The sequence below is a fragment of the Mesorhizobium sp. M0598 genome (assembly GCF_040320865.1).
GTDB lineage: Bacteria > Pseudomonadota > Alphaproteobacteria > Rhizobiales > Rhizobiaceae > Mesorhizobium.
In genome coordinates this window covers 1-26,219 of record NZ_JAMYQL010000030.1, presented here as the reverse complement: position 1 = coordinate 26,219, position 26,219 = coordinate 1, and the positions used below count along the sequence as shown (strand labels likewise).

The 26,219-nt window shown below is 60.1% G+C and carries 12 protein-coding genes and 1 pseudogene; 5 read left to right on the top strand and 8 right to left on the bottom strand.

Translation table 11 applies throughout. The features are described from left to right. The first annotated feature begins 37 nt into the window (after nucleotides 1-37). From NKI59_RS27135 to NKI59_RS27115, 5 genes and pseudogenes are all read left to right on the top strand, one after another. A complete protein-coding gene (locus NKI59_RS27135) occupies nucleotides 38-2,401 on the top strand; it encodes a hypothetical protein (protein ID WP_352707901.1) in 2,364 nt (787 codons plus the stop codon). A gap of 30 nt (nucleotides 2,402-2,431) precedes the next feature. Further along, a complete protein-coding gene (locus NKI59_RS27130) occupies nucleotides 2,432-5,584 on the top strand; it encodes a hypothetical protein (RefSeq protein ID WP_352707900.1) in 3,153 nt (1,050 codons plus the stop codon). Nucleotides 5,585-5,630: 46 nt separating this feature from the next. Then, nucleotides 5,631-6,500 carry a hypothetical protein gene (locus tag NKI59_RS27125; RefSeq protein ID WP_352707899.1) on the top strand — a complete coding sequence of 290 codons (870 nt, stop codon included), beginning with the start codon at nucleotides 5,631-5,633 and terminating at the stop codon, nucleotides 6,498-6,500. Nucleotides 6,501-7,012: 512 nt separating this feature from the next. Further along, nucleotides 7,013-7,381, top strand: a pseudogene (locus NKI59_RS27120) (conjugal transfer protein TraA); the annotation flags it as partial. A gap of 6 nt (nucleotides 7,382-7,387) precedes the next feature. After that, on the top strand, nucleotides 7,388-7,588 hold the full coding sequence (locus NKI59_RS27115) for a hypothetical protein (RefSeq protein ID WP_352707898.1): 201 nt from the start codon (nucleotides 7,388-7,390) through the stop codon (nucleotides 7,586-7,588). Nucleotides 7,589-8,084: 496 nt separating this feature from the next. On the opposite strand, the gene NKI59_RS27110 is transcribed toward NKI59_RS27115, so the two are convergent. From NKI59_RS27110 to NKI59_RS35180, 8 genes are all read right to left on the bottom strand, one after another. After that, nucleotides 8,085-8,966, bottom strand: coding sequence for a DUF2971 domain-containing protein (locus NKI59_RS27110; protein WP_352707897.1), 882 nt, complete (start codon nucleotides 8,964-8,966; stop codon nucleotides 8,085-8,087). 196 nt (nucleotides 8,967-9,162) lie between these two features. Continuing rightward, entirely contained in the window at nucleotides 9,163-10,278 is a 1,116-nt protein-coding gene (locus tag NKI59_RS27105; RefSeq protein ID WP_352707896.1) for an SIR2 family protein, read from the bottom strand. Between the two features lie 116 nt (nucleotides 10,279-10,394). Beyond that, nucleotides 10,395-16,190, bottom strand: a complete 5,796-nt coding sequence (locus NKI59_RS27100) for a hypothetical protein (RefSeq protein WP_352707895.1) — start codon at nucleotides 16,188-16,190, stop codon at nucleotides 10,395-10,397. Nucleotides 16,191-16,196: 6 nt separating this feature from the next. Then, nucleotides 16,197-21,170, bottom strand: a complete 4,974-nt coding sequence (locus NKI59_RS27095) for a hypothetical protein (protein WP_352707894.1) — start codon at nucleotides 21,168-21,170, stop codon at nucleotides 16,197-16,199. A gap of 291 nt (nucleotides 21,171-21,461) precedes the next feature. Next, nucleotides 21,462-22,457 (bottom strand): hypothetical protein, encoded by a 996-nt coding sequence (locus NKI59_RS27090; protein WP_352707893.1) that lies wholly within the window; start codon nucleotides 22,455-22,457, stop codon nucleotides 21,462-21,464. An 86-nt stretch (nucleotides 22,458-22,543) separates the two neighbouring features. Next, complete coding sequence (locus NKI59_RS27085) at nucleotides 22,544-24,070, bottom strand: hypothetical protein (protein ID WP_352707892.1); 1,527 nt, start codon at nucleotides 24,068-24,070, stop codon at nucleotides 22,544-22,546. A gap of 672 nt (nucleotides 24,071-24,742) precedes the next feature. After that, entirely contained in the window at nucleotides 24,743-25,270 is a 528-nt protein-coding gene (locus NKI59_RS27080) for a hypothetical protein (protein WP_352707891.1), read from the bottom strand. A gap of 638 nt (nucleotides 25,271-25,908) precedes the next feature. Continuing rightward, nucleotides 25,909-25,995, bottom strand: coding sequence for a hypothetical protein (locus NKI59_RS35180; protein ID WP_502901106.1), 87 nt, complete (start codon nucleotides 25,993-25,995; stop codon nucleotides 25,909-25,911). Nucleotides 25,996-26,219: the final 224 nt, after the last annotated feature.

Below are 26,219 nucleotides of genomic sequence, written 5' to 3'. Positions count from 1 at the left end.
GGATTGCGCGGGGGCTAAGACAGTGAGCAGACCGGATGTGTCACCCCGATCGCGGCTGCGGACAGTGTCCGGCCTGCTTGGTCTTCTCGCCTTCCTCTTACTGGCCTCGCCGCCTGGACTTGCCGAGGAACCTCCCGACTACAGTGGCGAGGTCCCCGCCAACCTGCGTGGCCCCTTCGTGTTCGAGCCGGACGTTGTCGTCGCCCTTGACTGTGCCGGGCACGATCCATGCGACGGTTCGCTGAACTTCCGCACGTTGATCGAGGCCAAGGCCAGAAAATATGAACAGGTCGGGCACAAGAACCCGTTCCTGCTCAAGATCGCACGCCCGATCGAAAGCACCCTGGCAACCGATCTCGATGATTTGACGGCCAAAGCCGATGCTGCTGGCTTTCAGCTGCACACCGAATTCCTGACCGATCCTGGCTCGAGGATAGAGCTGGGTGGGGTCGTCAACCGCATGGATCGCCAGTTCATCACCGATGCCTCACTCTCGCCGGCGCAGCGATCCTGCGGCGAGATATCGGTCATCTACCGCTTTTCCTATGATCTTGCGAACGGCCGCAAATCTAGGTTGCCCGTGACGATGAATATTGTCTTTCCCGCCTTGCCCGCCGAGACGAATGGCGGGGCGGTCACCTGCCAAAGCGTCGCGCAACGCTGGGTGAAGGAGCTTGCGCAACCCTCCGGCCGGACGCCAGCGCGCAAGTTGCAAGATCTGCTAAACGCCAACAGCGGTCCACTCGCCTTGATCAGGGGCGAGGACATGCTGCGCATCGAAATCAACGCGCAGGTCTATCGCAAGCCTGCCGGTGTCGTTCATGATTTCGGGTCGGAGGCGGAGTATCTGATCCGTGTCTTCCATTGGGAGGACAAGGCCCAGGAGTTCCAGCCGATTGGGCTGACGAACCAGATCGATCGCGACAGGCTGCTCTGCAACACTGGCGACAGCGCCGCGCAGTGCAAGAAGAGGAATGCTTTGCGCGCGGAGCTTGTCGCCTATCTGCAGACGCCGGCCGTCGTTGCCGACATTGATGCCGGCACGCTGGAACTGCCGCAGAAATATTTGTCCAAGCGGGCCGTTTCGGTTTCGCCAGGCGGCGTCCACCGCGCGAAGAACCAGCCTTTCTGGAAAGCGGCGCAAGGTGGGGACACGTCGGATCAGGATGTCATCTCCGACGACGCGATTGAGACCGCGTTGCGCCGCTTCGGCGACACGGGCCAAAAGCTCAGCTTCATCAAGTCGGCGGAGGACTTTCGCACGCGGCTGAATGACAGCACCTGCACCGGCTGTCACCAGACAAGGGCCATCGCGGGTTTTCACTTCCCGGGCGCGGACCGTCAGGGCACGCCGGCGGCGAATTCGGTGTTTCTGCCTGGTTCGCCGCTCTTCTACGGCGACCAGCCGCGCCGCAAGGCGATTGTCACCGCGATTTCGGAGCGTCCTTCTGGCAGGTTATCGAGCTATGAACTGGCGATCGGCTACTCGGCCCGCCCCCTCAACAGGCTGCAGGACGAGCTGTTCGGCACGCAATTGCTGGGCGGCTGGGGAGGGGCCTGCGTCATGCCCCAGTTCCTCCCCTCCACGCAGCGCCAATGGACCTGCCAGCAGGGGCTGACCTGCAAGCACTTCTACAAATCGTCCAATGAGCGGATCGTTGGAACTTGCGTGCCCGAGAGCTACACCGGGGTCGGCGATCCGCTCCAGATCGGCACGATCCGTTCGCTGTCGTTCGAACGGGATGCTTACGCCCGGGAGTTCCCTAGGCCCTATCCGGACGGCAACGACAGGAACTGGCTTGTCGACGCCGAGGCGCTGAAGAAGTTCAAACTTCAGCCCCTGAGGGGCAATTCCTACTATGGTGCACACCAGGAGTATTACGCCGGCAAGAGCTGCGAGGGCGGATCCTGCGGCAAGAACGAGCTGCGCGACGCCCAGACCGGGGGGTTCCCGGGTGGCATGTTGCGGCTCTCGGAATGCCAGGGTCTCGGCCCGACAAGCACCTGCGGCCTGATCGCGTCGACAGGGTTCAACAGCTGCCTTGACCGGATCACCGAACCCGGTAGCCCCTATACCCAGAGCGTGTGCTTCCTGAATTTCACCTCCTTCGCCGGCATGCGCGCCTGCGACGCCGCGAATCCTTGCCGGGACGACTACATCTGCGTCAGTCCCGTGGCCGCCAGCCCGGACGCGTTTGCGAGTTACTTCGCCACCCGGTCCGAAGCGCTGACCAAGAATCCGTATTTCAGAAACATCGTGGGTAAGGCCTATGCGGCCGCAGACTACTTTGGCCAGAGCTTTCCCGACAGGGAGTGGCTGGACAGGCAAGATCACCGGGGTCTGTGCATCCCGCCCTACTTTGTTTTCCAGTTTCGCTCAGACAAGCATCCGAAGCCGTGACGATGGCGCGATTTGAAAAGGGAGGGACAGTTGAAGATTGGCACAGTCACACTCGGCTCTTCGAGCCAAGACCTAACAGGCAGCTCGTTCGGCAGCTTCGCAACCGGGCTTGACGATGCGGTCGCCGCGACCTTGCGGGACGGCGGCTCATTTGCTTATGCCGGGCCACTGTTCGCGGGCGGGGCCATTGAGGCAATCAAGATCGACGGCCAGACCCCCGCCAATCTGCCCGCCACGGTTGATGTCCAGTCCGAGGCGGCACTGGCCATCGTGGCGCTGTGCTTGCGCGATGGCGACGCGGTCAGATTCTATTTGCCATCCCAGCCGGGCATTTTGAGCGGTCGATGGGTCGATGTCGCCCGCGTCCCCGAATTTCAGGCCATGGCCGAGTCCGATCGCGATCAGCAGCGCAAGGCCTGGATCAGCGTCCTCGGCAAAGTACCTGCCGGCAACTGGCCGGCTGGCATCGACCTCTCCAAAAAGACGCTGGCGGCTGTTTCGGCGCCGGCCCTGCGCATCTTGCTGGCCTACGTGGCAACGTATGCCTGCCCGGTGACAGGGGTGAACCAGCCAGCGGACAAGTACCGCGGCGGCCAGAGCCATGGCGTCACGCTGCCCGTGCTGCGCTACCCCGTGTCGGAGCCCGACTGCTATGTCCGCGTCATCTCGGGGCGCGAGGGTCTGCTGGAATCCATCAACGCCTACGATCTCAAGGCGGGCATAAGCCTGGGTTCGATCCAGTTCAACGTCAACCGCGCCGCCATTTTCCGCTTTCTCTTTGCCTTCAACAAGGCGGATGGGGACCTGTTCGGCACCTGTTTCGGAAGTCTTGGCTGGTCGCCGAGCCAGGTGATGATCGGGTCCGACCGGTTCTTCGCGCTTGACGTGCTCGACGCGGCCGGGCGGGCGGTTCAACTGGTCGGACGGGAGACCGACCACGATCGCAACTGCGGTTACTTCCAGTCGGCCGTCCCGGGCAATGATAGCTACGCGCAGATCGACGCCAATTTCCGCAAGCGGCTGGCAGCCGCGTTCCGCGACGCGGTCATGTGGCCACATGTGCAAGAGGTGGTGATGAGCGTTTCGGCGGAATGGCTCCGCCCGGGCCTCCAGGATATCGAGGCTGCGGGCATCCCGCCGGTCGATTCGTTGCGGCCCGATCGCGACACATTCATCCTCAAGGCGCTGCTCCTGTCTGCCTATGTGCGGTACTCGGCCTGCCTCGCTCCGCTGCTCAAGGCGCTCAGGCCCTATGCCTCGCCAGTCGCGAAGCTGGCCGCCCTCAACGGCGTGCTGCTGGCGTCCGACACCTGGTCGAGCTGCGATCATAGCCGACGGTCCAAGCTGGCCGAAAGGCTGACGGCGCAAAAGCCCGATGCGATCGCGGCGTGGGAGGTCATCGACCGCCTCTCCGGGTCCCGGTCTCGGCAAGGCGACGAGAGAACGGGCGCCGTCGTTGCGGCGCTCGAGACCGACACCGCCGACCACAGCTGCGACCACCATGGCGGCCCCGCGTTTACCGGGCGTCGCCTCTGGGACACGCAGGCCACTGCCGCCAACACTGGTCTCGGCGATGTCAGCCAACGCTTTGAGGCGCTTTTGGAAGGTGAGATCAATCGCACGCGGGGCCGCAAGTCTGCGAAGGCCGGTTCGTCCGGCGCCGGCAGAGCTAGACCCATCGCGTCGGGGGACATTGTCTTCAAGACCTCGAAGTCAGGCCGGTATAAGATCGCGCTGGTCGACGCCGTCCATGGCGACGATCTGCATGTCCGTAACCTTGAGGGCATCTATAAGTGTTGGCGCGCAAAAGACGTTCGGAAGCGTCACAGCGCTCTGCAAGTCCTGGTGCCCGCCAAGAGCGTCTTACGGCAGATGGAGGCGTTGCAAGAGGCATCGGTGTTTGCTGACCCCTGGCTCGCGATCCCGCCGTTCGAGAGCGACGAGCGGCGGGTGATCGTTACACCGTTGCTGACGCCAAACGACAACCAGGCGGCGTTCGTCTGGGGCGCGCAGAGGCACCCTAGCGTGTCTGGCGTCGGTCTCGGACGAATTGCCGCGGCCCTTGAATCCTATGTGGACTTTGCGGCCGTAAAGGCGGCGATCGCGGCGGCAAATGGGGCGACATCAGCCACTGACGATGCGGTGCTGGTCGAGGCGATCCACCAGTTCCAGCGCAAGGTCTATGTCGATGCTGCCCAATGCGACGGCCGCTGCGGCGAGTCGACACTCGACAGCCTGGGGCTCTACCTCGGCCGGCCGGGCCTGAACCAGGTCGACGTCGCCAACCCGACGGCACAGGCCCGCCTGAACGCCGTCGACAGGAAGCTTGTCGGCGTGGCCGACAATCCCGCCGCCCCTGCGACCCTGAATGCGGCGAATTGGTTTCGGCACATAACCGCATCTGCCTTCTTGGGACAGACGTTTCGCAACGGCATCCACGCCGTGTTATTGCGCAGGTTGCGGTCCGCCGAGCGCCATCTGCTCGGCCTTTCGGCCTATAGGGGCCTCACGCCCGTCAAGCTCGGGCTGGCGGTCGGCATAGGTGAGTTCCACCGGGGATCCAGGCCGACGGCGACAACTCACAGCATGCACACCTTCGGGCTGGCGACCGACCTTAACTACAGCGGCAACCCCTGGATCGAGGGTGGCGACATAGTGCGCGTGTTGCAGCGGGCAAGGCTGCTTGTCTCGGGCCAGATGTTGGACAATTACTCCACCACCGCCGGCCTGCTCCACGCCAAGCTCGCGAACAGGCCGACCGCTGAAATCTACGACACGCTCTGGGGCTTTGACCGCGAATTCCGCAGCTACCTCGCCCTGCGCGACGACGCGGACGAACTCCGGCACCTACTCGAGGGGCACCGCCAGAGCGGCACCCCTGGCATCTTCAACGCCGGCGAGACGACCGACCACGCCGCCGACCGCTGGCGCAATACGGTCACGGCCGACCTCGCCGGTCTCGGCGCCAATGACGGCTTCGTGGACCGGGATCCTCGCAACGGCTTCTTGAACCTGTCCAGGGATCTGGTGATCGCCTTGCGTGACTTCGGCTGCCTGGCCTGGGGAGCCTCCGACTTCGGACCGGGGGCGAGCGGCGACATCATGCATTTCGATTGCCGCAACACCGGCCTCGGTCGCATCGTCAACGTCGGGTTTGTCCCTCCGGAACGGACATGCGCCTGAGCTCTCCACCCGCAAGAACGTGATTTCCAAGGGAGTTACCCAGGCGATGACCAGGCTTTCAACCTCGACAGTGCTGCCTGCATTGGCGCTAGCTGTCCTGTTCGCCGAGGGCGCGCATGGCGGTGATCTCGTGACGACAATCGAAAGCCAGCTGAAGGAGCGGTTCGCAGGCGGCACGCGCTACGTGATCGGCAGCGAGACCAGCGCCAACCCGCACCCCTGGTGCACTGAAATCACGGCTGGTGATCCGCTGCTGGAGAACGAGCTGGTGAAACCGTATGCCCGTCTCGCCGGGCGTGGATCGGCCAGCCTCTTGGAATGCGACTATCCGGTTCCCGGCTCAACACGCCGCGGCTGGGTGGTCGTGTTGGCGGCGACGCCTCGAAACCTGGCCGAGAGGATGGTCAATGCCTGCAACGAAGTGGCGGTCGACCAAGTCGAGACCTGCGTGAACAGACTCATGGACAGCGGCGATTCCACGGTCCCCGCAGGCTCCAATGGCTTCATCTACCCAATCACTGGCTTTGTGCGAGAACCGTGCGGGGGCGGGGAAAATCTTATCGGCTTCCGCCACGGGGTTACGATCCAGTACACGGACGGACCGGCGAATAAAGACAAGCTGAGCTACTGCGTCACGACGGACGAGACGCCGGCCTGGCAGCGGGAGGTCGGCCTTACGTTTGGGACCTTCGACGTCTTCAAGGTTGGGCGCTTGGCCGCGGTCACTAGGTCGGAAGCCTCCGTCGACGGCGACTTCCCCTCACCGGACGAAGGGACGGTAGAGGGATTGAACGCTGCTGCGTTCCAGTCCTACGTGCGCGACAATGAGATACGCGCGGTTGAAACTGCCTACGATCGCATGATGGTTATCAAGGCTGCGCTCAAGATGGGTGTATCGGTGCCAGCAAGGCGGTAACGCTGAGCATCGGGCTCGGCCGCTACCCGAGTTCGATAGGCCGCTTGGCACAGATGCGCCTCAGCTCTCGACCGATGACGGTAAATAGAGACTGGCCTGCACGATTATTTTTCTTGCCAGGTCGATATCCACAGTGCCCCCATATCGCCTGGAAAATTGGACGACGCCGAGCGGGTGGAAGCAGTGAGTGATGTAGAGGTTCTAGGTTCCGTCTGTTCGGACTGGGATTACAAGAACATAGCGTGCAGGTCGTTCGTTGACGTGAAGGTAGTTCGCGGGGGTGCGCAACCGTTCTTTGTGACGAAGCTGGCGATTGACGCCGAGGGTGCTCCCAAAGCCTATGATCCGATGACGACGGCTCTTACGACTATCTAGCCAATGTCAGCAAAAATGACCTTCACGGCACCGAGGAGAAGGACGGTGCGATTGGACCGGCCCCAGGTTTCTACATATCGGACACGTCCCTTAGTGACGATACCTACACGGCAAACGACACGCGCCGCTGGGTCGACGCCGAGAAGGATCCGGAGCTCAAACGCGCCATCGAGGCGGCAGAGCAGTCCCAAGAGCGGCCGGCAGAAGGGCAGGGCAAAGCCCCTGCAAATGTCGATGCCGTGAGCGAACAGCAGCGAGATCCTCGCCCCGAGGAGGCCGAGCGCCGGCCGGACGAACCGGCCGAGCGCGAGGCTCACGAACTGGCGTCAACCGTAGATGCTACAAATCGGCTGCAGGATAAGTTAAACAGGGACAAGGAGGCCGCACAACGCGGCGGTGAAACGATGCGGATCGATCCGGCGCAACAGCACATTCCTCGCCTCGAGGAGTTGGAGCGCGAGGAACTAGAAAGAAGGGAACGCGACCGCGACGACCGAGACCGTTAATGGACCATGTTTAATCGACAAGATTACGATTGCAGCGACCCGAAGGGTGACGAGGGGTTTGGCAAGGTATTTGCTATCGTCATCTGTTTCGTTTTCTTCCTGGGTGCACTGCAGGTTGTTTATGAAACGGTGTCTGGCTGGTACCAAAACGTCATGCAGTGGGGCAGCGATATGCTGGCTTTTTTGGCTGGCTTTTGGCCGTTCTGATCGTTGCGGGCCCCTGACGCTCAAGTCTCGTGCAACTAGAAAAAAGATGAACCGAACCGGAATCCGACTGCTGACGAAATAGCCGGCATGCAGTGGTGGAATTCACTCACCGAGGCTGAGCGCGCGGACTGGCTGGCCCGGGTGGATTCGGCAGTGCCCGCCGAGGCTTGGGCAGCATATAAACGTCAAGCGCGGCTCGAGCTACAACCTGCTGCAGGGATACACTAGACCGCCGGTGACTTCCGCGGTGATCGCAGCTGTAAAATTCAGAGAAATTGACCCTGAGCCGCCCTTCATCAGCCCATTTCGCTGCCCGATGGATTCTATTATCGGTAGCGACTTTGAGGTGCGTCGGACTTTTTCAACAGTATCGGTGGAAATGAGACGTTCGGAACCCTGTCGCAGGCAGCTTCATCACCGCGACAGGAGCTGACTGGTTGCTTGCTAGCTGGCCGCGACAGAAGCGGACCCTGCCTAGTTTGTCGCTAGTCGATAATCACGCTTTCGGCGGCTCACTCGAGGCAAGGTTTGGAAACCAATATGCCAACTGCCCGAAATCTTCGATCTGCTCGTATCCCGACAATTCCTCCTTGGCAAGCAAGGGATCGATCACACGACGGAAGATCGGAATTTCTGGAGAATGGGCTTCGGCGGCTATTCGCAACGTTGCTTCGTCTTCCTGCGAAATCCTGGGACCGATGAAGATACGTGTGATCCCCGAGCGCTCGAATGACGCTATTCGTTCCTGTTTCGACTGCTCTTCGTCGGCGAAAAGTATAAGTCGCCATTCCTTCTCATCTTGCCAGTCAGCGTGCTTCACGTACAACATTGACGACATCAGCTGCTCGTTCAGCCTCATGTCTTCCAATAGGAACGCCGAAGGACACAGGTCGAGCTTTGACGTGGTGTAAATTACCGGGCCGAAATGCCCTCCTAAACGCGAATCTAGTGGGCTGGTACTAAACTCAATCACCGCGCCTGAGTGATTGTCACCATAAGTCCCCCACATTCTCTGGTTGTTTCGCTCTGATGAAAAACAGGTGACGCCGGAGTGCGCCATGATCCTATCTAGAGACCTATGCAGAGCCTCGAGGAAGGCTTGATATCTCGCGTCCGTGTCAATTGCGTCCAGTTCCTTGGAAGCGGCCAGCGCCTCATCGAAGGTGGCATACCAACCCTCAGCCACGAGCGTCTTCGCAAAGACACGATATCTGCTTTCATCCGTATCCCTATACAGGGATCTTGCCCGAAATTCGTAGAGGTCGTTCTGCCCAGCTGCGGGGGCTAGAAAAATCGTGAGATCGCCAACGATTTGGATCGCCCTCTTAGCTGAGCAATACTTGTAGACAAACGGCGGCGTGAATTTCGGTGCGAGCATAGGATAGTGTTAGCCATAGACACACGTACTGTCGATATCGGCGGGGCTCAATGTGCACGCAATAGACCATACACTGCCAGGATATGAGATTTGAACGAGGGGTGGCTGATCGGCTGAGCCATGTCCGCTTCGGGTCCAGATCGCGTCATGCGCGCTCGCAACTGAACAACCGCGCAATGGGTCGTTTCCTCGTGACCTATTTCTTCAGGAATGAAAGAAGGCCGCTTGTATGGAAAGTGATATCGCGCTGAAAGAGTTGCGAGTATCGGCGTTCCAGTTCGGCGTCTTTTTGATGGCTCACCACCCGTATAATTGGTAGATCCTTTCTTCCGCGACGTATTACAACTGCGCGCAAGAGCATTGAGCGAATCCAGAGGTCGTCATCCGGAAGCGAGTAGCCAACAAAGATCCACTCACTTGCGTCTTCTAATGCCTTTTGTGCACCCCGCCAGATGTTTGCAAGGTGAACGTTCGAGTACCGTTTGACGAATGATGGGGTCACAACCAGCCCATCCATCTCGGCTCCGCAATGACATTTCCGATCGAGCCATGACCGTTCGGAGTCGTCGGACGGCATGATAATTTTGTTAGGGCTCACATAGAGATTTCCACAGCGCGGGCAATATTGCCAATTAAAAGAGCCGTGAAGCTTGTAAAGAAACCTTGATTCAATCGACTGTTGTTGCTCCAAATCGTCGCCAAATTTGTCGACGAGCCTAGCACCAAGAGTGCCATAAGCTGGCGGGAGGCCGGTCTCTCGAAATATAGCCTGGTCAAGCAGTGTGTCCCAATTGGTCGTCACCACGACGTCACCCTGGCAAACGCCTTTTGCCAAAGACTCGAAAGCTGGATGATACGGCCTAGTCCGGCCCAGATTCATGAAACCGTCCAAGAGCGCCGCCACAAGACGTTCACGAATCCGGTGCAGTTCGTTTCCTTTCAATTCGCGAGGTTTTCCACCGGCCGACGACTCGTCGAAGCTCGGCCCGAGGCTCCACTGCTCGGCAATTGCGACATCGATGATGCTAAGTATCTCTATGATGCTGGGCATCAACTCGGAGTTGGGCAGAGCGGAGGGCACGTGGCCAACTGGAGTGTTCACGAATTCATGCCACTCGCGTGCCGCCCGCTCTAGCCCTGCGTTTTCGAGCGAATAGACAGTCGCAAGATATTGCTCTAATCGGCTGGACCGCTGTTGGTTTTTCCGTCTGTACTCGAACAAGTAGTGCGCGACGGGGTAAATCAGCCATTTCGTGATGGGATAACCCGCTTCCGCGGAGCCGCCAGCACCAATGAAAAAGACCTTCGACATGCCCCCTCCTGAGACCCGTCACTGCGCCGCAGTTGGGCTTCCCGACGCGACGTTCCAGAGGAAAATTTGTATCAGCCCCCTCAGTAACGAATGCTATGCCTTTAACGTGCGCCCTGTCAGGTTTTGAACCGGACCGGCCAGAGACAGCTCAGTACTGTTTCGCCCCTCGGGTTCGACCAAACGACCTGGACCGCATGGTGCGGCGACGGGACATGTGTCTTGTCGATATCCCGGAGCAAGGGTGTAAAATCGCGCATCGGCGCAGGGTCCGTAAGATCGGGTGCTAACGACGTGAGATGTAGACGCGGTACATCTTCGATGCGCGTCTCGAGTTGGTCGGCGAGTTCGATCTGCGCATATCGTGGATGCAAGTCGGGTCGCCGCTGAATGATAAGCCCGTTCAGGCCGTACCGTGATGAGCGCGCCCGGGTCTGATCCCAGAAGAACTGGTTCGCGCCCGTGGAGTCAGTAAAAGTCGCATTGAGGGCGGCGCCTAGCAGATCGCCATAGTCGAAGGGACCGGCGTCCCTCAGGAAGGTATCAAGACTCTGCTGCGGGGTCATCGTGACCAGCGGGTCGGGGAAGTGATGCTTCTGCAGAGTCCGAAAGTCGATGTCGACCGGTTCTCGGCCGTGACTGCTCCAACTCGAATAATCGCCAAACATCTGGAAAGCCGGGTTGATGTCAGGGATGTCGTCGTCATTGACGTCGCGCAGGTTGCGCTCGACCCGGACGCGCACGCGCGTGTAGCGCCAGGGTTCGTCCAATACCATTACTTTCAGTACAAAGCGATCCGGCGATGGCGCGTCGGTCATCAGTTGCATTACCTCTGCCGCCAAGACGCTGCCAACGCCCTGCGGATCATTCGAGCGCAGCCGTGCGGCCGGCAGCTTACCAGGTGCGAACCAAGTCACCTTGGTTTCCAGAGTAGCTGTCGCGGGTGCGGGGCCAGCGGACTTGTCCACAGGCGGCGCCGGCACCATTAGTCCGTCGTCGGGATTCGGCGGGGCCAGCCAAGCCTTCATCTCCAACTCGAGCGCTTGGCGACCCACATCCGCCGGTTTTGTGCCGATCCCTGTCGGGTCGGCCGCCTTTAACCGCTGATAGGTGAACCAAGCACCAATTTCCCCTGACACTGCATATTTCGCGGGTGATGTCGGTTCTTCGTCCGCGAAGGGCTGCTCGCCAAGATCGACCTCGATTCGAAAGCGATCGTTGTTGAACGGCCCATCTGGGCCCGAGGCCTCTTCGTCGGCCTCAACCACGAAATAGTGCTCTGAGGCGTAGCTCTCGAGACACCACCATCCCGGAGCCATCTGGCCGACACGGGGAGGCTGAAGCTGACCGAAGAGTGGCGAAGCCAGCCGAGCGGCGATGAGTCCATGCCCGCCCGAGGTGCCAAAGTCGGCTGCGTTGTTGTCTCGCAGCCGAGCGATGACTGCTGTGCTGAGTTGATTGTTGAGTACAGGTCGGTCAATTGGGCTGGTCAAGGTGAGTGGCAGGGTGCAGCGAGCTGGGGTCGCGCCTGGACGCGGCTTCAGCTTCACCGGTGTAGCCGGGCGTCGGCGCGACGGGAGTAGATAGAACTGACGGTTCACACCTGGCGCCGAGACGGTCCAGTTGGGGTTCCAATGCACCGCGTCGGCTTCGACCTGCCGCTCCCTTGCCGCGCCGTCGTCGAAACGGTTCTGTTGTTCAATAACGTCCTCGCCCGTTCGTGCCTGAAGATCGCCCCGCTGACGGAGGCGATGATCGTGCAGCACGACCCCAGGTCCACCCGGCTTCCAATCGGGCCGACGCGGATCAAAGACGCTCTCGTCAATCTCGAACTCGTTATCGTAGCGCTTGTCGTCAAGAATATCGACTGTGTAGCGCAACGCCCCGCTGGTTTTGAATTTAGGAAACACGAACTGGTCGACGTCGAAGCGCGACGGGTCGCTTCCTAAGGCATCGGGGCGCCCGGCGGGGTGAATCTGCTTACGCAATTGCAGGGAGTGCAAGCGGCTGCTCCAGGCGTCAGGCTCAAACAGCACGAGGCCGAAACCCTTGGAAGTTGCAAAGAGACCCGGTGTCGCTTGGAAAAGGTCGGCCAGTGTGTTGCGGGCGTCACCCATCACGCGGCCCATGAGGTCGTGCACATAGCCAAAGAGGGTATTTCCGGGTACGCCGGACTCGGTATTGTGGACCCAGACCACTAGGTCGGCCACTAGACGGGTAACAGTCGGCAGCAAAGTATCCTTGAAGCTGCTTCGAACCGCGTGGGCTTCCGCAGCAGTCAGCGCCTGCACTCCCACGTACTGAGGCTCTCGACCCGAGCATATATCGTCGAGAAGTTGTGCGAGGAACTCCGCAAACTCCAGGGTGGTCTCGGAGTCTCCAATCTTCGGATGCGGTCTTAGTGGCCGGAAGCTGAGCGGCACGTAGAAGAGGTCGAGTACCCGAGGGACCGTCGGCCGACGATCGGATGGTGCCACCAAGAACGCCGTGGTTTCGCCGAACAGTCGTTCCAGTCGTCTGGGATCATTGGTCTGTTCAGGATCGGTCACGCCTGCTGAGATGGGTGCGGGCTGTGGTGGACGAAGGGACCGGATCCAGTCGAAACGGCGGCGGAGCGATGTAGGATTGGCGACGGACAAATAGGTTCCTAGTTCCTTCGCAGCCGGATCGTGGAGAGCCGCGAACGTTTCGTTCGCGAGTTCGGGGTATTTTTTGATCCGATCAGCATCTACTGCCAGTCCGAATCCTGGCGTACGCGCCGGGGCGGCGGGATCAGCGAAGGTCGCTGGCACGACTGATCCTGGCGACCGCGCGAGGTCAAGGCCGAGACGCAGAACGTCGCTCTCAGCTGACACGACTCCAGGGTTCGGCAAGTCCGACCACGAGGTATCGAACGGCAATGCCAGCTTCAGCCAAGTGTCGCCTGGGCCACTGGCAAGGCTCGCGACGTCCGTCTCGAACTTGGCTAGGGGTTGGTTCAGTAGTGCACGAACAACTGCCAGCGGCGCCAACAGCACGTCGGTCGGTCGTAGTGAGCGGCGGTGGCTTGCGATCAGCCGCATATTCTCCGCCAGCGATCCGCTGTCCTGGGCGCGCCGTCCGGTTGTCGCTGTACCATCGGGGCCATCGGGGTCGAAAGCCCAGCGCTCAAGCCGCAACTCAGCAGTGCCATAGTCGATGGCCGCGATGAGATCTGCAAGCGGTTCGTAGACGGCCCGCAGGCTGGCCGGTCGTGCATCAGCACCGGGGTCGACTGCGGTTGCCAGCTTCAAGAATTTTCGGGAGAAGCTGAGTTCCAACGTCGGCGGTGTAGGTGAGAAGGCCCAGGCTATCAATGCCTCGTCCTGGTTGTCCGCGCGCAGTGCGGCAGTTGCGGGGTTCTGGATATCCGACGCCAGTGGCAGGGTCATGTCGGCGCCGGTAAGCGGAAAACGGAACGTGTACTGGTGTTCGGCGTACCCCTCGATACGCCAGGCGATCTCCGGGGTCAGATAATTCACATAGCGCAACGATTCTGCGGCAAGCCGCTGGTTGGGATCGCCTTTCTCGGCCGCTTTCGCATCCTGGGTGAATATCTGGGAGAGAAAATAGCCGAAATGCCGGGTCGTCGCACCCTGCGGCGCTGCTACAAACCAGGGGGGAGTTGACGGTTGGTATCCTGCAGATGGCATCGGTGCCACGGCGTCCGGATAGTTCAGGAATGTCACCCAGCGTCCGTCGATGAGAGGAGCGGGTGCACGCTTGGTGACCGCGCTTGCGTCGCTGGAGAGGGCCAGACGAAGCTTATTAAAGTCGCCGAATTGCCCAACGACGGGTTGAGTCGCGGGTGCGTTACTCGGCGAGGGCGTGTAGGTGAGCTCGAACCGGTCGAGAATTCGATCCGCGCATGCACTGACGCGGCTGGTGAAACTATCTTTCAGAACGCAGATAGGTGGACGCTCCGGGTCGCCAAGCGTTACGACCAGACCGCCCATGACCCGATTGAACAAGGGATCGCCCCCGCTTGCCGGAGGCAGGATCAGCTCCACGGCCGCGCCATTTAGCGTCACATCATTCTTTCCTCCCGGCACGGGTGCGCTGATCTGGTCCACTAAATCCGCCAGAAGCCCTGCAGGGCCGGAACGATCGACCACTGTCGCGATAAGACCACGCCTGGAGTCTTGTGTTAGGCTCAAAACCTGGCCGGTAAGATCCCATGCGGCTACGCCGGGCGCGGTAGCAATTGTCAGCCACACCTGACCGCCCCATTGTCCCAGCCGCATGAAGCGGGCCTGGATCTCTACGCTTTCATCGTCGTGAAAATCCGTCCCAATAACGAGCTCAAAGAGCGCGGTGGTCGCGCGGAACGTCGCCCCCAGTTTCAGGAGCCGAGCCGGAACCGCAAGCCGTCGCGCCGTCGCAGTTCCCGCCAGCTCCGGGCGATAGAGTTCAGCCTCGCGTAACGCCATTCTTGCAGCTACGCGCAGGCTCAAGGTTGGCCCGCCTTGCGGCGCGCTCCAGCGCGGCTTGTGATCAACTGCGTCCAGCAATGAGGACGGGATGGCGTAAGGTGTCGCCGATCCAGTGGGCGCGCTACCGGCGGTCATCTCGGCCATTTTCGGCGCATATAGAAAGAAGCCGCCGGGCCGATCAGCGTCGCGTGCGATCGTCGCAGTCTGGGCGCGCGGGGCCGCGACGTCAGCGAGGAGCGTGCGCAACGCCGGGGCCATGTCGGGACAGGAGTGCCCCTGCACCTCGAAATGGACGGCGGCCTGGTTGACGTCGTCATCGATATGGACGGGCAGCCGGAACACCTGGCCAAGTAGGGAATGCACATTGGTACCGAAGGCAGACCATCCACGTAGGGTCGCGCGTCGGGCAACCTCGTCTAAGACCATGAACGCGGGATCGTCCATCACCGTCATGGGCCAGCGCAGGCGTTCGCCGAAGGCATACAGCCGGCCCAGCGCCTGCGTGGCGGGACCGTCCACTGGCTGGGCAGCGACCTGGTGACACAAGTCCCGCCAGATCTTCTGATGGTAGGAGACCGCCCAGGGCGGATTGACCGGTTCGCCGAGATCGAGCAGACGGACTGGTGCAGTAGCTAGCGAGACTTGGTCGTGGAGGAAGCGAGGCGGCAGTATGGGCCGGGGATCGGCGGGGATCGGCGGTTGCAACATACGCTCCCAGAGTAGACCGACGCGTGGCGTGCCGCCGACGGTCGGCGATGCCTGAAGAAACGCTCGAATCATCTCTTCGGTCTGCGGCGTCGGAGCGTCAGCCGGACCCAGGCTCAAGTCCAGCGGAGCAAGTAACGCATAAGCGTCCCGTTCCGCGGCGGTGGGCGTTGGGGCGTCGGGGTCGCGATGTTGATGAAGGATGCTTGCCGCGAGGCTGATAGCCCAACTCATCAGATCCTTCTCGATCCCGTCCCGCCGTTCTGGGCGGACCAGCGCTACATCAGCGTAGGTGCGGATAGGTGGCGCAGCAAAGTTCACGTCCGCGAAACTCGGCCAGTCAGAGACCGGCAGTAGCAACGGAGAGGCGAGGCCGCCGGCCGGGTCAGTCTGGGTCGATGGAATCGTGCGCGAGATCTCGATCGGTTGAGCCGCACCGGAACTCTGCCAGACGGCCCTGAGGGCAGTATCTGGCGGGAACGGGACAGGAATGGCAGAGGCCGCGATTCGCTGCCGCAAATCAAGGCTAAGCGCATCGCTGACAAACACGACCTGATGGTTGCTAAGGTCGGGTCCGGTGAAGGCGAAGTATTCGGCTGGCGGCAACGGATCGGTTTTAGTGTCGGTTGTAAGGGCCGCCTGGAGTACCGCAAATACCGCCTTCGCCTCATGCGGATAGGTTTCAGCGCCCGAAAGCGGCGTGGACGGAACAAATGCGCCGGGGCAGAAGAAGTCGAGACCTATGTACAGCGTTCCCATATTGCCTCAGCTCAGCAGAAGTTGGCCGGAGACGCCCATGGAGACCTCCCCTTGGACGGAAAAGGTCCAGCTACAGAAACCGCAGCCGACCCTGACGGAGGCGGAGTATCCGGCAGCCATGATCGCAGAATAGGTGAGGGCACAGGGACCGCCGGCGACGTAGCGGATCGTGCAGGAGACGGCGACTTGGGCGGAGACGCGGAAGCTCGCTGACAGGATCCAGACGTCAATGCCGCCTTCGCCGTAGGCCATGACGCCGATGACACCGACAATCTCTATGCTGTAGATCGACGATTTCAGCAGCGCCATCGGGTCGCTGTGTGCCGGCCCTTGTAGTGTAATGCGGCCCTCGAGGATTGCGAACACACCGATCCCTGCCCGGACCCACGCCACCGAATTCCCGGCCCCGAAATAATAGCCCACATAAAGGCCCATTCCGATTGCCAGGGTGATGCGCTGGTCGTCCTTTACAACGAGCGTCTTCTTCTCGATGTAAAAACCGAACTTCCCCTCGTAGCAGCCTACTGGAATGCTGAACGACCGGAACCAGTCGTACCCAATGCTGGTGCGCCACGGGAACCCGATATCAATCAGGAAGTCCCAGTTAACCCCCCACTCCAAGGCGAACTCACCGGACTTGAGGCTGCCCAGCATATCCAAGGCCGGAACGCGTAGGTTGGTGCGGAACCGGTCCTCCGCGCGGGTCGGTCCGGGAATGTAGGCGAGCTCGATGCTCTCTTGTTTGAAGACAGACTTCACCCAGGGTGCCCAGAGCCGGATGCCGTAGTAGTGTTGGTCGTGCAGCACGAAGCTGCAGCGTTCGAACAGCACACCCAGCTTGAAACTGAGACCGAACAGCCAACTTTCGCGGTCCATTAACTTAACGTCGCGCAAGATGAGGTCTTGGCGCGGTGTGGACGGGTCAGGGCTCTCCGACGGCTTGTCCAGCAGTCGGTCCAACAGGCCTTTCGGGTCGTCAGCGCCCGGGTTTTGTTCCAGGAGATGATTAAGTGCTTTGGCAGGCAGCTCCATGTTGTGCGCCAGCACCATCCAGTAGAGCTCAAAGAAGCCGCCGGATGGTGGATGCATGCTCGCGTCGTAATAGGCCAGCAGGCCCTTTCTCCGATTGTCCTCGACGCTTCCTCCCGGGTCGCGGGTGGGGTGTAGCATCAGCAGATCAAGCCGGCTGCCGGGAGGCGTCGGCGACCAATTGAAAATCCGCAGCTTGAGGTCTTCGGCCAGAATGGCACCGGCATTGACCTTGCTCGGGGCCGGTCTTTCCGTTCCCTGCAGGAGTTGGGCAGGCGAGATCCGCAACTCCTCCACTTCGAGGGTGAGGAAGCCGAACAGGTCAAGTTTGAGGTCCTTCGCGTCCAGGCCAGAAATACCTAGGTAGGCGGCCGTCGGAGCGTTATTCTCGACCTTGACAGCGAGCGCCATGCTGAAGCGCAGGCCGCGAGCATCGACAAGTCCGAAGCTTGGCGATTTTCCGAAGTCGACGTCGAATTTCATGTAGGACAAGAAGACATTGTTCGGTGCGGCGTCGAGTTTGAGCCGCGTCAACCAATTGTATTCACTGCTGAATTGTCTGAGGGCGTCCGTTTCGTTTCCTCGGATGTAACCGAGGCCTGTGGGTACCAACTCAATGCCGAACAAGTTGAACGCCCTCGGCCTCGGCAGGGCGAAGCTTAGGGCGGGAAGATCGAAGCCAAGCCGACGCCGCGCCCCGACCTCGACCTTGACACCGGGCAAGGTTGGCACTTGGATACGAAAGTTCTGCAGGGAGAGTCGCAGGTTCTCCTCAGCAAAATCGATCGCCACATCCAGGCCTTGCGGCTTCTGCACTGTCAGTTCGCCGTCAATGTCAATGCTCGTAGAGCCATTGCGCCGCGCGACACTTAGGCGACTGAACTCCAGCTGCTTCACGAATGCTAGATGGATATCGAGCGTGAACGGCGTCGGGAAAAAGGCGGAGAACGCTAAGTCCTTAGGTCCATCAGGCTTGCCTGACGGCGCCTGCAGCGTGCCATGCAGCGTTAGCGTCGAAAACTCCTTCGGAGGCGTCTGTCGGCGTCCCCACACGTCTTGGGGATAGATCTCTACCTCAATGTCAGCGGCGCTTAGCTGTGACTGGCGGACCCGAACATCGAACTTTGTCAGGGCAAGCTTTACATCGCCTATCTTCCCGGGGTCTTTCGGCAGATCCTCACCATCAGGATTCTGTTGGAAAATGTGCGCCCAGACGTCGATATGCGGTGGCTTCGGCGACGCTACTGCAGGTCGGCGTCCGCCGACAGCGACGTAGTTCGCGGTAATGTGGTCGAAGCCAGCGAGGTCACGCAGCACGATGTCCTGATGGATATCGGCGACAGGACGTAACAGGACCACACCAATCCAGGTGGGCTCCGTGAGGTCGGCGTCCAGATCGGTGATGAAGCGCTCGACGATCTCGCTGGAGTCCAACGGTGCTGTGTTAGGCGGCGCATACGGCCGAATGCCTAGTGGGTCGGGCCGACCCGCGTCCGCGTAGCTGCGCACTACTTCGCGCAGGATATCGCTCAACGGGCGCTTCCGAGAAAGCTTGATCAGGACCGTCGTTTCATCGTCCAGGAAGAAGGTCCAAGCTTTGTCGGTCGCGAAGGCGCAGAGATCGAAGCATTGCTGCCACAGCGCATCGACCAAAGTCTCGTTCGCGACTCTGGCGACCGGGAAACGCCGAGTTCGCAGAATGTACTCCGGTGGGTCAGCGGACAAATCGCCGAGCCTACGGAGTGGTTGCGACAGGTAGCAGTTGAGCACGGCGAGCAGTGCGTCAGCGTCGGCCTGCGCCGCAGACTCCAGCAACTTAGCGTAGGCATCGCGTGTGAGGCGGGGGCCATACTTTTCTCGTAACGCCGCTAGAATCGGTTCGGAACCGTTCTCATAGATGTCGACGACCTCTTCCCAGAGCGCGTCGACGCCCTGCATTACTCCTTGCAGCAGTCCCTCCGCCGGGATGTCAAGAAAGGCCGCCAGTTGGGTGAGGTCACGCACGCCGAAGAGCTTCTCGGCTAGGGCGCCAGACCCTGCGAAGCGTACGATCCGCCGCATTAGATCGTAGTTCGCCGGCGACCAGACGTGCTCGAGAAGCAGGACGAAGCGCGGTGTCGGGGTTGTCCATTCATCCACGAATTCGTCCGGCGTCACGCTTGCAAGATAATCACCCAAGGCCTCCGCATCGTCAGAATCGTCGACGATGTCGGCAACGTTGTCGCTGACCCGTAGGTAGTCGATGGCTGCCGAAAGGAGTTTCGGAGCTAGACCGGGGTCGAGAACGGGCGGTCGCGGAAGGATGCCGATGGCGTCGCGCAGTCCTTGAACGTCGGCGTCCGCGGTGAATTGCCGCCAGCTGCGTTCAAAGGCTTTGAAAGCATCTCCGCCGATGGAGCCGGCATGCAGCGCCTCAGTCCTGAGCTGGTGGACGACGTTGGAAACAGCCCCCTCGTCGCCGCCAAACAGAAGGTAGGTGGGTTCAGACGACGTGCCCGCAGCCAACGCGGCCGAGGACGCGCCTTGCAGATCCGGGCCGATCCGACCTGTTGCCTCAACAGTCGCGGCGGTGGGCAACTGGTCTAAAAGACGTCCGAACTGCTGCCTGTCGGCAGGCAGCAGTCGCGCGCCATCGACGTGTCGCTGGGCGGGAATGGCCGGCGGCTCGAAGAGTGTGATGAACTGCGCCTCGTCTTTATCGAGCCTGGTCTTCGCCGCCTTCGGCAACCTACCGTCGCCCAAACGAAGGCCAGCTTTGTTGACGCGATCCCGGCCACTTAGGTTTGCGACCGCAAAGGGAAGGTCGATTGCCGGAAGATAAAAGGGTCCCTCTCCCGGAATGCCGATCAATCGGTGTGCGCCCACCGGCTGCGGTGTCGCTAGGCTGGTGTTATCGCCTGGCTTAATATCTCTTTCTTCCCGCAGGACCACAATGTCCCAGTGTCCAGCTTCGCCCAATTCCAGGTGGGTATGATGAAACAGCGGCTGTCCGTTTACATCTGGCTCCGCCGGCTCGACGACAAGAGCGACCTGCGCCTGGCCAACTTGCACCCTTGCAGATTTGCTCTCCAATCGGGCTCCTCGCGAGAGACCGTGGATCTCACGGGGAATGGTGATAGGATCCAGCGGCACCAGTCCGCTCTGGACAAACCACGGCTTTGTAAGGCTGTTCTTCGCGACCGTGTCATCAGAGAAGGTGTCGTACAGCTTGGGTGTGCTCAGCGAGCGCATCTGCCCGGAAACTCTCAAGGGGCCAGCAAGCGGTGTCACGGGGCCGATAACGTTCGCCCGATTGGTGGAAACCCAGGAGGCAACATCGCTGGCGGAGTGCACGGTTGTCGCTACGCCGACCCGTGTGCCCAGTTGCACCGCATCATCGGTTACAATACCGAGCGGGTAACCGTGTTCGTCCTGCTGTCGTAGCAAGAGGACGAGCGGAGAGTCCGGATCACCCGGCAGAGCCTCCCAAGACATCGCGCCAATGTGCGCAACGTCTGGTCCGACTACTTGCAGCAATCCGTTTGCAACCGCGTATTGGAAGATGAACGCGTTTTCCGTGTTGCTGACAGATGAGGTGTCGAGAACGTCGGCGTGAAGAAATAAAGCGCCGGTGTCTGGACGAGCCAAAAGTTCGTAGCCCGACACTCCAGCATCGAGCGTGGCGATCGTGAGAGTTTGAATCGGACCAAAAGAGGCGGGCGGGGTAATCTTGTGCCGGAACCGGTCCGCCCAATTCAATTTCGGCCCTGCGGGTGCCGCCGGCCGATGTCGAGCCTTAGCGCGACGCACATCAAGCGAAATGACTGTCGCTCTCGGCGCGAAATCGAAGTTCAGGCCGAGGGGAAGGCCGGGTGCTAGCCAAGTGAACACAGCGCCGTTGCGGTCGACCACTTCTAAGCCCAGTGCTGGGTTGGATGACACCTGCAAAATCGGCGTGGCGAGCGCAACCACGGTGGGACCTGGGAGACGCAAGCTTGCGGTCAGCGATGCAGTTGGCGCCGGTGGTGAGACCAAGGTTGCGTTCCCACCTGATATCTGTATGGACCCTCGCCAAGAGAGGTCCATATTCACGTCGCAGACCTCGCCTTGCAGGGCGATACTAAGACGGCGTTGGGCGGAGGTGAGCGTTATCCTGGCGCGTACGGCAAAAGAGCCAAGTGCGGTGATCGTGTTTGGTCCTTCAGCAAGCTGCAAATCCGCACCGAATAGTCTAAAGGACAGCATCGGAGGTTCTCTCGGTTCCTAGGGGTTGCAGGCTTTGCGCGCGGCGCTGGATAGGGCGACAGCGGTGTTCGGCGGATGGAACTGGGCCACATATCCCCATCTGACCGTTCGTACATCTCCTGGCGACAGGAACACCAAGCTTTGCTCTGAAAGGGTTTCAGCAGGTGCTGTGCGGTCGGTTTCTGTCGTCCTGGTGCCAAGGGGCAGGGGCTTGATATCGAAACGCCCCTTCTTGTGTGCCGGCATAACCCGCAACAACCGCAGGGGTTCGTCCCGCAGTGTCACATGGACAATCCTGAGAGCCCTCCCCTGCGCGTCAACGCATATGCCGGCCTTCTGCCAATCCGCCAGGCTCCAGCGCGCTTCTTGGCCGGATCGATTGAGCATAGCAACACCGGCGCGTTCCACCCGGGCGACTGATACCGCAACCGTGCCGTCGTAGTACTGATCGCTCTTCAGATTGCCCGACGTCTCCGTGACGGCCGAGAGCGGCCCGCTGAGCGCCTCGATGCGACGAAGCTCCTGATTGTCCTTCGTCTGACTAGCATCTCCACAAGTGGTCACGAAGAACGACGTCGCGAGGACCGAATGTCCCGCAATCCTTCTGAACTTCGTGCAGAAGCCCTCGTCGACAACGTTGTTTTCACCCTTCTGGTCGCCCATACGGACCTGGAGTTGCGCGGGCTGCGTTGTGGTCGCCTTACTGAGCACGAATGTGTCGGCCAGGGCGTTCCAAAGCTCAGTCCGGGAGCTTTCCAGATACGCGGGAACCTCAGGGTTCAACGTTGCGCTCGCAGCGCCGGCGGCCAAGAATCCCATGAGGAGATTCGCCTCGTCCGACGTAAGCGGCCCGCGCGCCTTGCGCAGCGGCAGCCTTACCGCGTCGGACCAGAGCGGATAGGGGTTTTGGAGACTACCTGAGGACCCCAGGGGAAACCCCTTTATCGAAGTTGTCAGATAGATGACATCACCGGGATTAAGGGCGAAAACGCCGGTCCAACCTTCTTCGGCCACGACAAAGCGGTCTGAGAGTCTGGGTGCGGCGCAACCGAAGAGCCCGAGCCCCAGGCAAGCGAGCGCCGCGATTAGAGCCCACGACCTCACGTGTCACCTCCGAGCGCCGCGGTGGGAAACGGAATTCCGTCGGTGAACAGCGCGAAATCTCGCCGTAAGCGCAACAGGGGGCCTGCAAGACCGTCCGACCAAGCGGGCGCCGACCAGCTTGCGAGGGTCGCCAGGGAGGTCGCAAGGCTCGGCGCACACCTGCCCGCGAGGTTGGGCGTTGTGTGCGCCTTTGCGAAGGCGGCTGCTAGCTTTATCTCATCGGCGTCGCGCCAAGTGCCTACGGCCTTGGATGTCAAACCGGCCGCGGAAACAAGTCGCCCCGGAACCACGCCGGATTGTCCCCCATCGACGATATGGCGCGGGCGAAAGATATGCCATCGTACGAGCGAGCCTACCGTCCGCTCGCTCTTGAATACGTCGCCGAGTGTCGTCGCCCCAGGGGGGGCACCGGCCCCCCAAGGCGTGGTCAACACATCGTTGATGCGCTGGCGGGCGAATGGCCAGACGGCTCCTTGCACACCAGGAGAGTTCCGAAGAGCCGCCTGAATTCGATAGAGGCTGGGCCATGTTCGCAGCCAGTTTCGTGCCTCCAAGGTAGTTGGCGCAGGCATACCGCCGGCTGGATCGACAAACCCGAGTTCGGCACGATAAGTCCCATCTCCGGAGTTGAATAAAGCTCGGCTCCAGGTCTGCCGAGCGGCGACGCCCATCCGCGTGAAGATCGCGTCGTACTGCGTCGCTGAACGCGACGAAAAATACGCGAGGAACGCGCCGAGTTCTGCGGCCCCAAGGGCATCCGCTGGGAAGCCAGTATAGTGATAGGGGCCTGCTGAGAAGACAGACGTATCGTAGGCGTTGAGCCCATCAAATATGCCGCCCGCCTCCACCTGGGCGAGCGCCGCCGTCACCCGAAATGTTGATCGCTCTGGCTGGGACATGGCCGACCAGGCTCGACCTACTACATGTTCGGGATCGAATGGCGTGAGGGAATGCGGCGGCTTGCTCGCCGGTCCGTAAACCGTGACAATTTGCTGTCGGATTCTCGCCTTACGATGGACCGCTGTGCCGACCGGCACCAGCGGCGGCTGTCCATTGGGGTTAAGAGGGTACCGTCCGGTGTAGTCAAGCGCGAACACTCGAGGCTTGGTGGTCTGTAACTCGTCATGGAAGCAGAATGCCTGCTGTGCGACATGTTGCCATGGTGCAGTGTGGCTGCCGGGATCCCGTGCCTGGAATACCACCGGGCTGCGCAAGCGCGCGGTTCCCGCCAGCCAGGCATCGATGGCCGCAAGGGTCAGCGGCTCGGGATCGCCGTGGGGGATGAAGTCGTCGGCCAACTTGGCGACCGGGTCGACCTGTTGAAGCTCCACCTGCTGGAGCCGCGCGGCGTCTGGCGGACCACTGGCTTGGGAGTCCTGCGCGCCATAACGCTCTCGCGCTGCGATCTGAAATTCGCGCACGAGCATCTTCTGCCGCGCGGCCTTCGTACCAGCTGGCGTTGAGCTGGGAAGAATGAACCACAGCGCGTCCAACTTGGCTTGCAACGCCGGATCGAATGCCACGAACCGCCCCCTCCGCCATGCGTTTGTATGGACCAGTCGGGCTGCCACGCCGAAGACGCGCCTTACCAGGGCCGTAGGAACAGGGCTTTCCGTCCACCAAACACCGCCCTCGAATTTGCGCACGACTTGCACGGGCGCGCAATCCCAAGGCGCAAATATTTTTCAAATACAAACTTGACCTTCACTGCCAATCCACTCGCTCGAGTCCTGCGTCAGCTTCGTGAGTGAGGCTCGGTAGGTTATAATCCGAATCTATCATCGATTAAACCTTAAGGGCTGTTCACGATAAACTAAAGGAGAATGATCTACGGTGCAGATTCCCCTAGCCATTTAGGCGCCACGAGGCTCACACGCCTTTCTTAATAGGACATCGATTCCAAGCGATTTAATCGCCGCGTTGCGCAAAGACTTCTGTCAGTGTCGAATTTGCGAATGTATCCATCGTGGCTGTAGTTCCCGGCCTGTTCGCATCGGCCTGGAAACCAGAGTGGAGATGGAATTTGGTCCTAGCAAGTCAGTAACGAGGGCAATGCTACTCATGGATCGGCCAATTTACCAGAGTACGTTATGGCTCCTGCTCACTGGTGTTGAGCGTACGATTAGCGCGATGCAAGAGCTGGCGCTACAGAGCGATCAGATTGTGATCGCGATGCGTCTCGACACCCACAATTGTCATTCAACAGTTCTGCCCTCTTTGCTCGCTTTGTCCAATTTCTCTAATTTTGGAAGAGAGGCCTTATGGAGTACTCTATGAGCAATTGGAGAGAGAGCAATGGCGACTACGGTCGCCAAAGTCAAATTTGACAGTATACCGTACGTCGCGGCTACCGCATTTAACCAAGGATCGGGTATCTCCGTTGATGGTCCATTCCCCGAAATAACCATCGCAGCGTGCGTATAGGCCAAGAGCGGGCTTTCTCCACTAAACTGCAAGTAAATCAGCATACCCAAGCCGACTGTCGCGGAAAGCAGGACGGAGGCGAACAAAAAATGCAAAGCGAGACGTCTCGCAAACACCGCCAGTGAGGCCAATGGCTCAGAAAATCGCTCGTATCGCATATAGGTCTCTTGTACTGAAAGCTTCCGGAGCTTCATCGAACCGGTAATTCCCCGGGTCATAGAACCATCGAGATCAGCAAGGTGATGGGTGCTGCGTTGGACGACAGTATGTTGACTTTCTCGCCCCAGTGTCGGCTCCATCCTCCACCTTTTGGCGTGTATCTACAATAGTTAGGTACCGTGTGGATGCGAGAGCCGGACGTGCTATTTCATGCTCATCACACTGGCGCCCAAGTCGTCAATGTGATAATTGAGAGTGAGGGGACCTCCAAGCGAGTAGAAGGGTAGTTCGATGAATTATCGCGGGCACGTATTCGACATAGACTTTGGGACGCCTCGTAATAACGTTCAAGTTAGTGTTAATGGGCAGATGGGCACGCAAGCTTTTTTTGTGAACGATTCCTCCTTGGGATGCATATTAGCAACAGCGCTGCTCGCAAACGAACCAGTAGAAATTGAATATCAAGACAGCCGAAAGCTGATAACGGAAGTGCGATTCGCTGGATTATCATCCAGTTTTACAAGAAAAGTGAAAGTCGATCTTGATATTGAGGTCGAGTCTGAAGTCTCCGGTAGCGTAAGGCGGTCAAAGTTCCACCGCAAATTAGAGGGGTAGGGTCTTAGCGACGGAGTCAAATTTATTTTTTGGCAAGATGAAGCAACTGCCCGCCTGGCGGTAGGGGCGGGTGGTTGATAGTTCAAGATACCTACCAACAGGCCATTCTTAGGTGGGCATCGCTTCGCCTTTCGCCGATCGAGGTCTTCGATGGTTTTCGCGCTCAGTGTGATGCGGTTCGACGGTCCGGATCATCAATAGTGGTCGTGAAGGTAACTGCGGTCAAAGCGCCAACACCGGGAATCGTCATTAAGCGCCGACACGTTTCATCATCGCGTACCGCTTGGAGAAGCATCTTATGCAGCACGGTATACTGCTGACGAAGTGCGGCGCGCGCTTTCAGCATTGGACGGATCATCGCTTCTAGCAGGCTTCTCTGATTGGGGTCGTTGAGGTCAAGCTCCTCCTGATAATTTTCCGGACCATGTCGCCCCGCGGGTCACTCGCTTCTCTTCGCGGTCGGCGTTAGGCCGC

What these genes read in the sequence shown, in the direction of transcription:
- NKI59_RS27125 (WP_352707899.1), top strand. Translation starts at nt 5,631, where the DNA reads ATGACCAGGCTTTCAACCTCGACAGTGCTGCCTGCATTGGCGCTAGCT.
- NKI59_RS27080 (WP_352707891.1), bottom strand. Translation starts at nt 25,270, where the DNA reads ATGGAGCCGACACTGGGGCGAGAAAGTCAACATACTGTCGTCCAACGC.
- NKI59_RS27105 (WP_352707896.1), bottom strand. Translation starts at nt 10,278, where the DNA reads ATGTCGAAGGTCTTTTTCATTGGTGCTGGCGGCTCCGCGGAAGCGGGT.
- NKI59_RS27115 (WP_352707898.1), top strand. Translation starts at nt 7,388, where the DNA reads ATGTTTAATCGACAAGATTACGATTGCAGCGACCCGAAGGGTGACGAG.
- NKI59_RS35180 (WP_502901106.1), bottom strand. Translation starts at nt 25,995, where the DNA reads ATGACGATTCCCGGTGTTGGCGCTTTGACCGCAGTTACCTTCACGACC.
- NKI59_RS27110 (WP_352707897.1), bottom strand. Translation starts at nt 8,966, where the DNA reads ATGCTCGCACCGAAATTCACGCCGCCGTTTGTCTACAAGTATTGCTCA.
- NKI59_RS27100 (WP_352707895.1), bottom strand. Translation starts at nt 16,190, where the DNA reads ATGGGAACGCTGTACATAGGTCTCGACTTCTTCTGCCCCGGCGCATTT.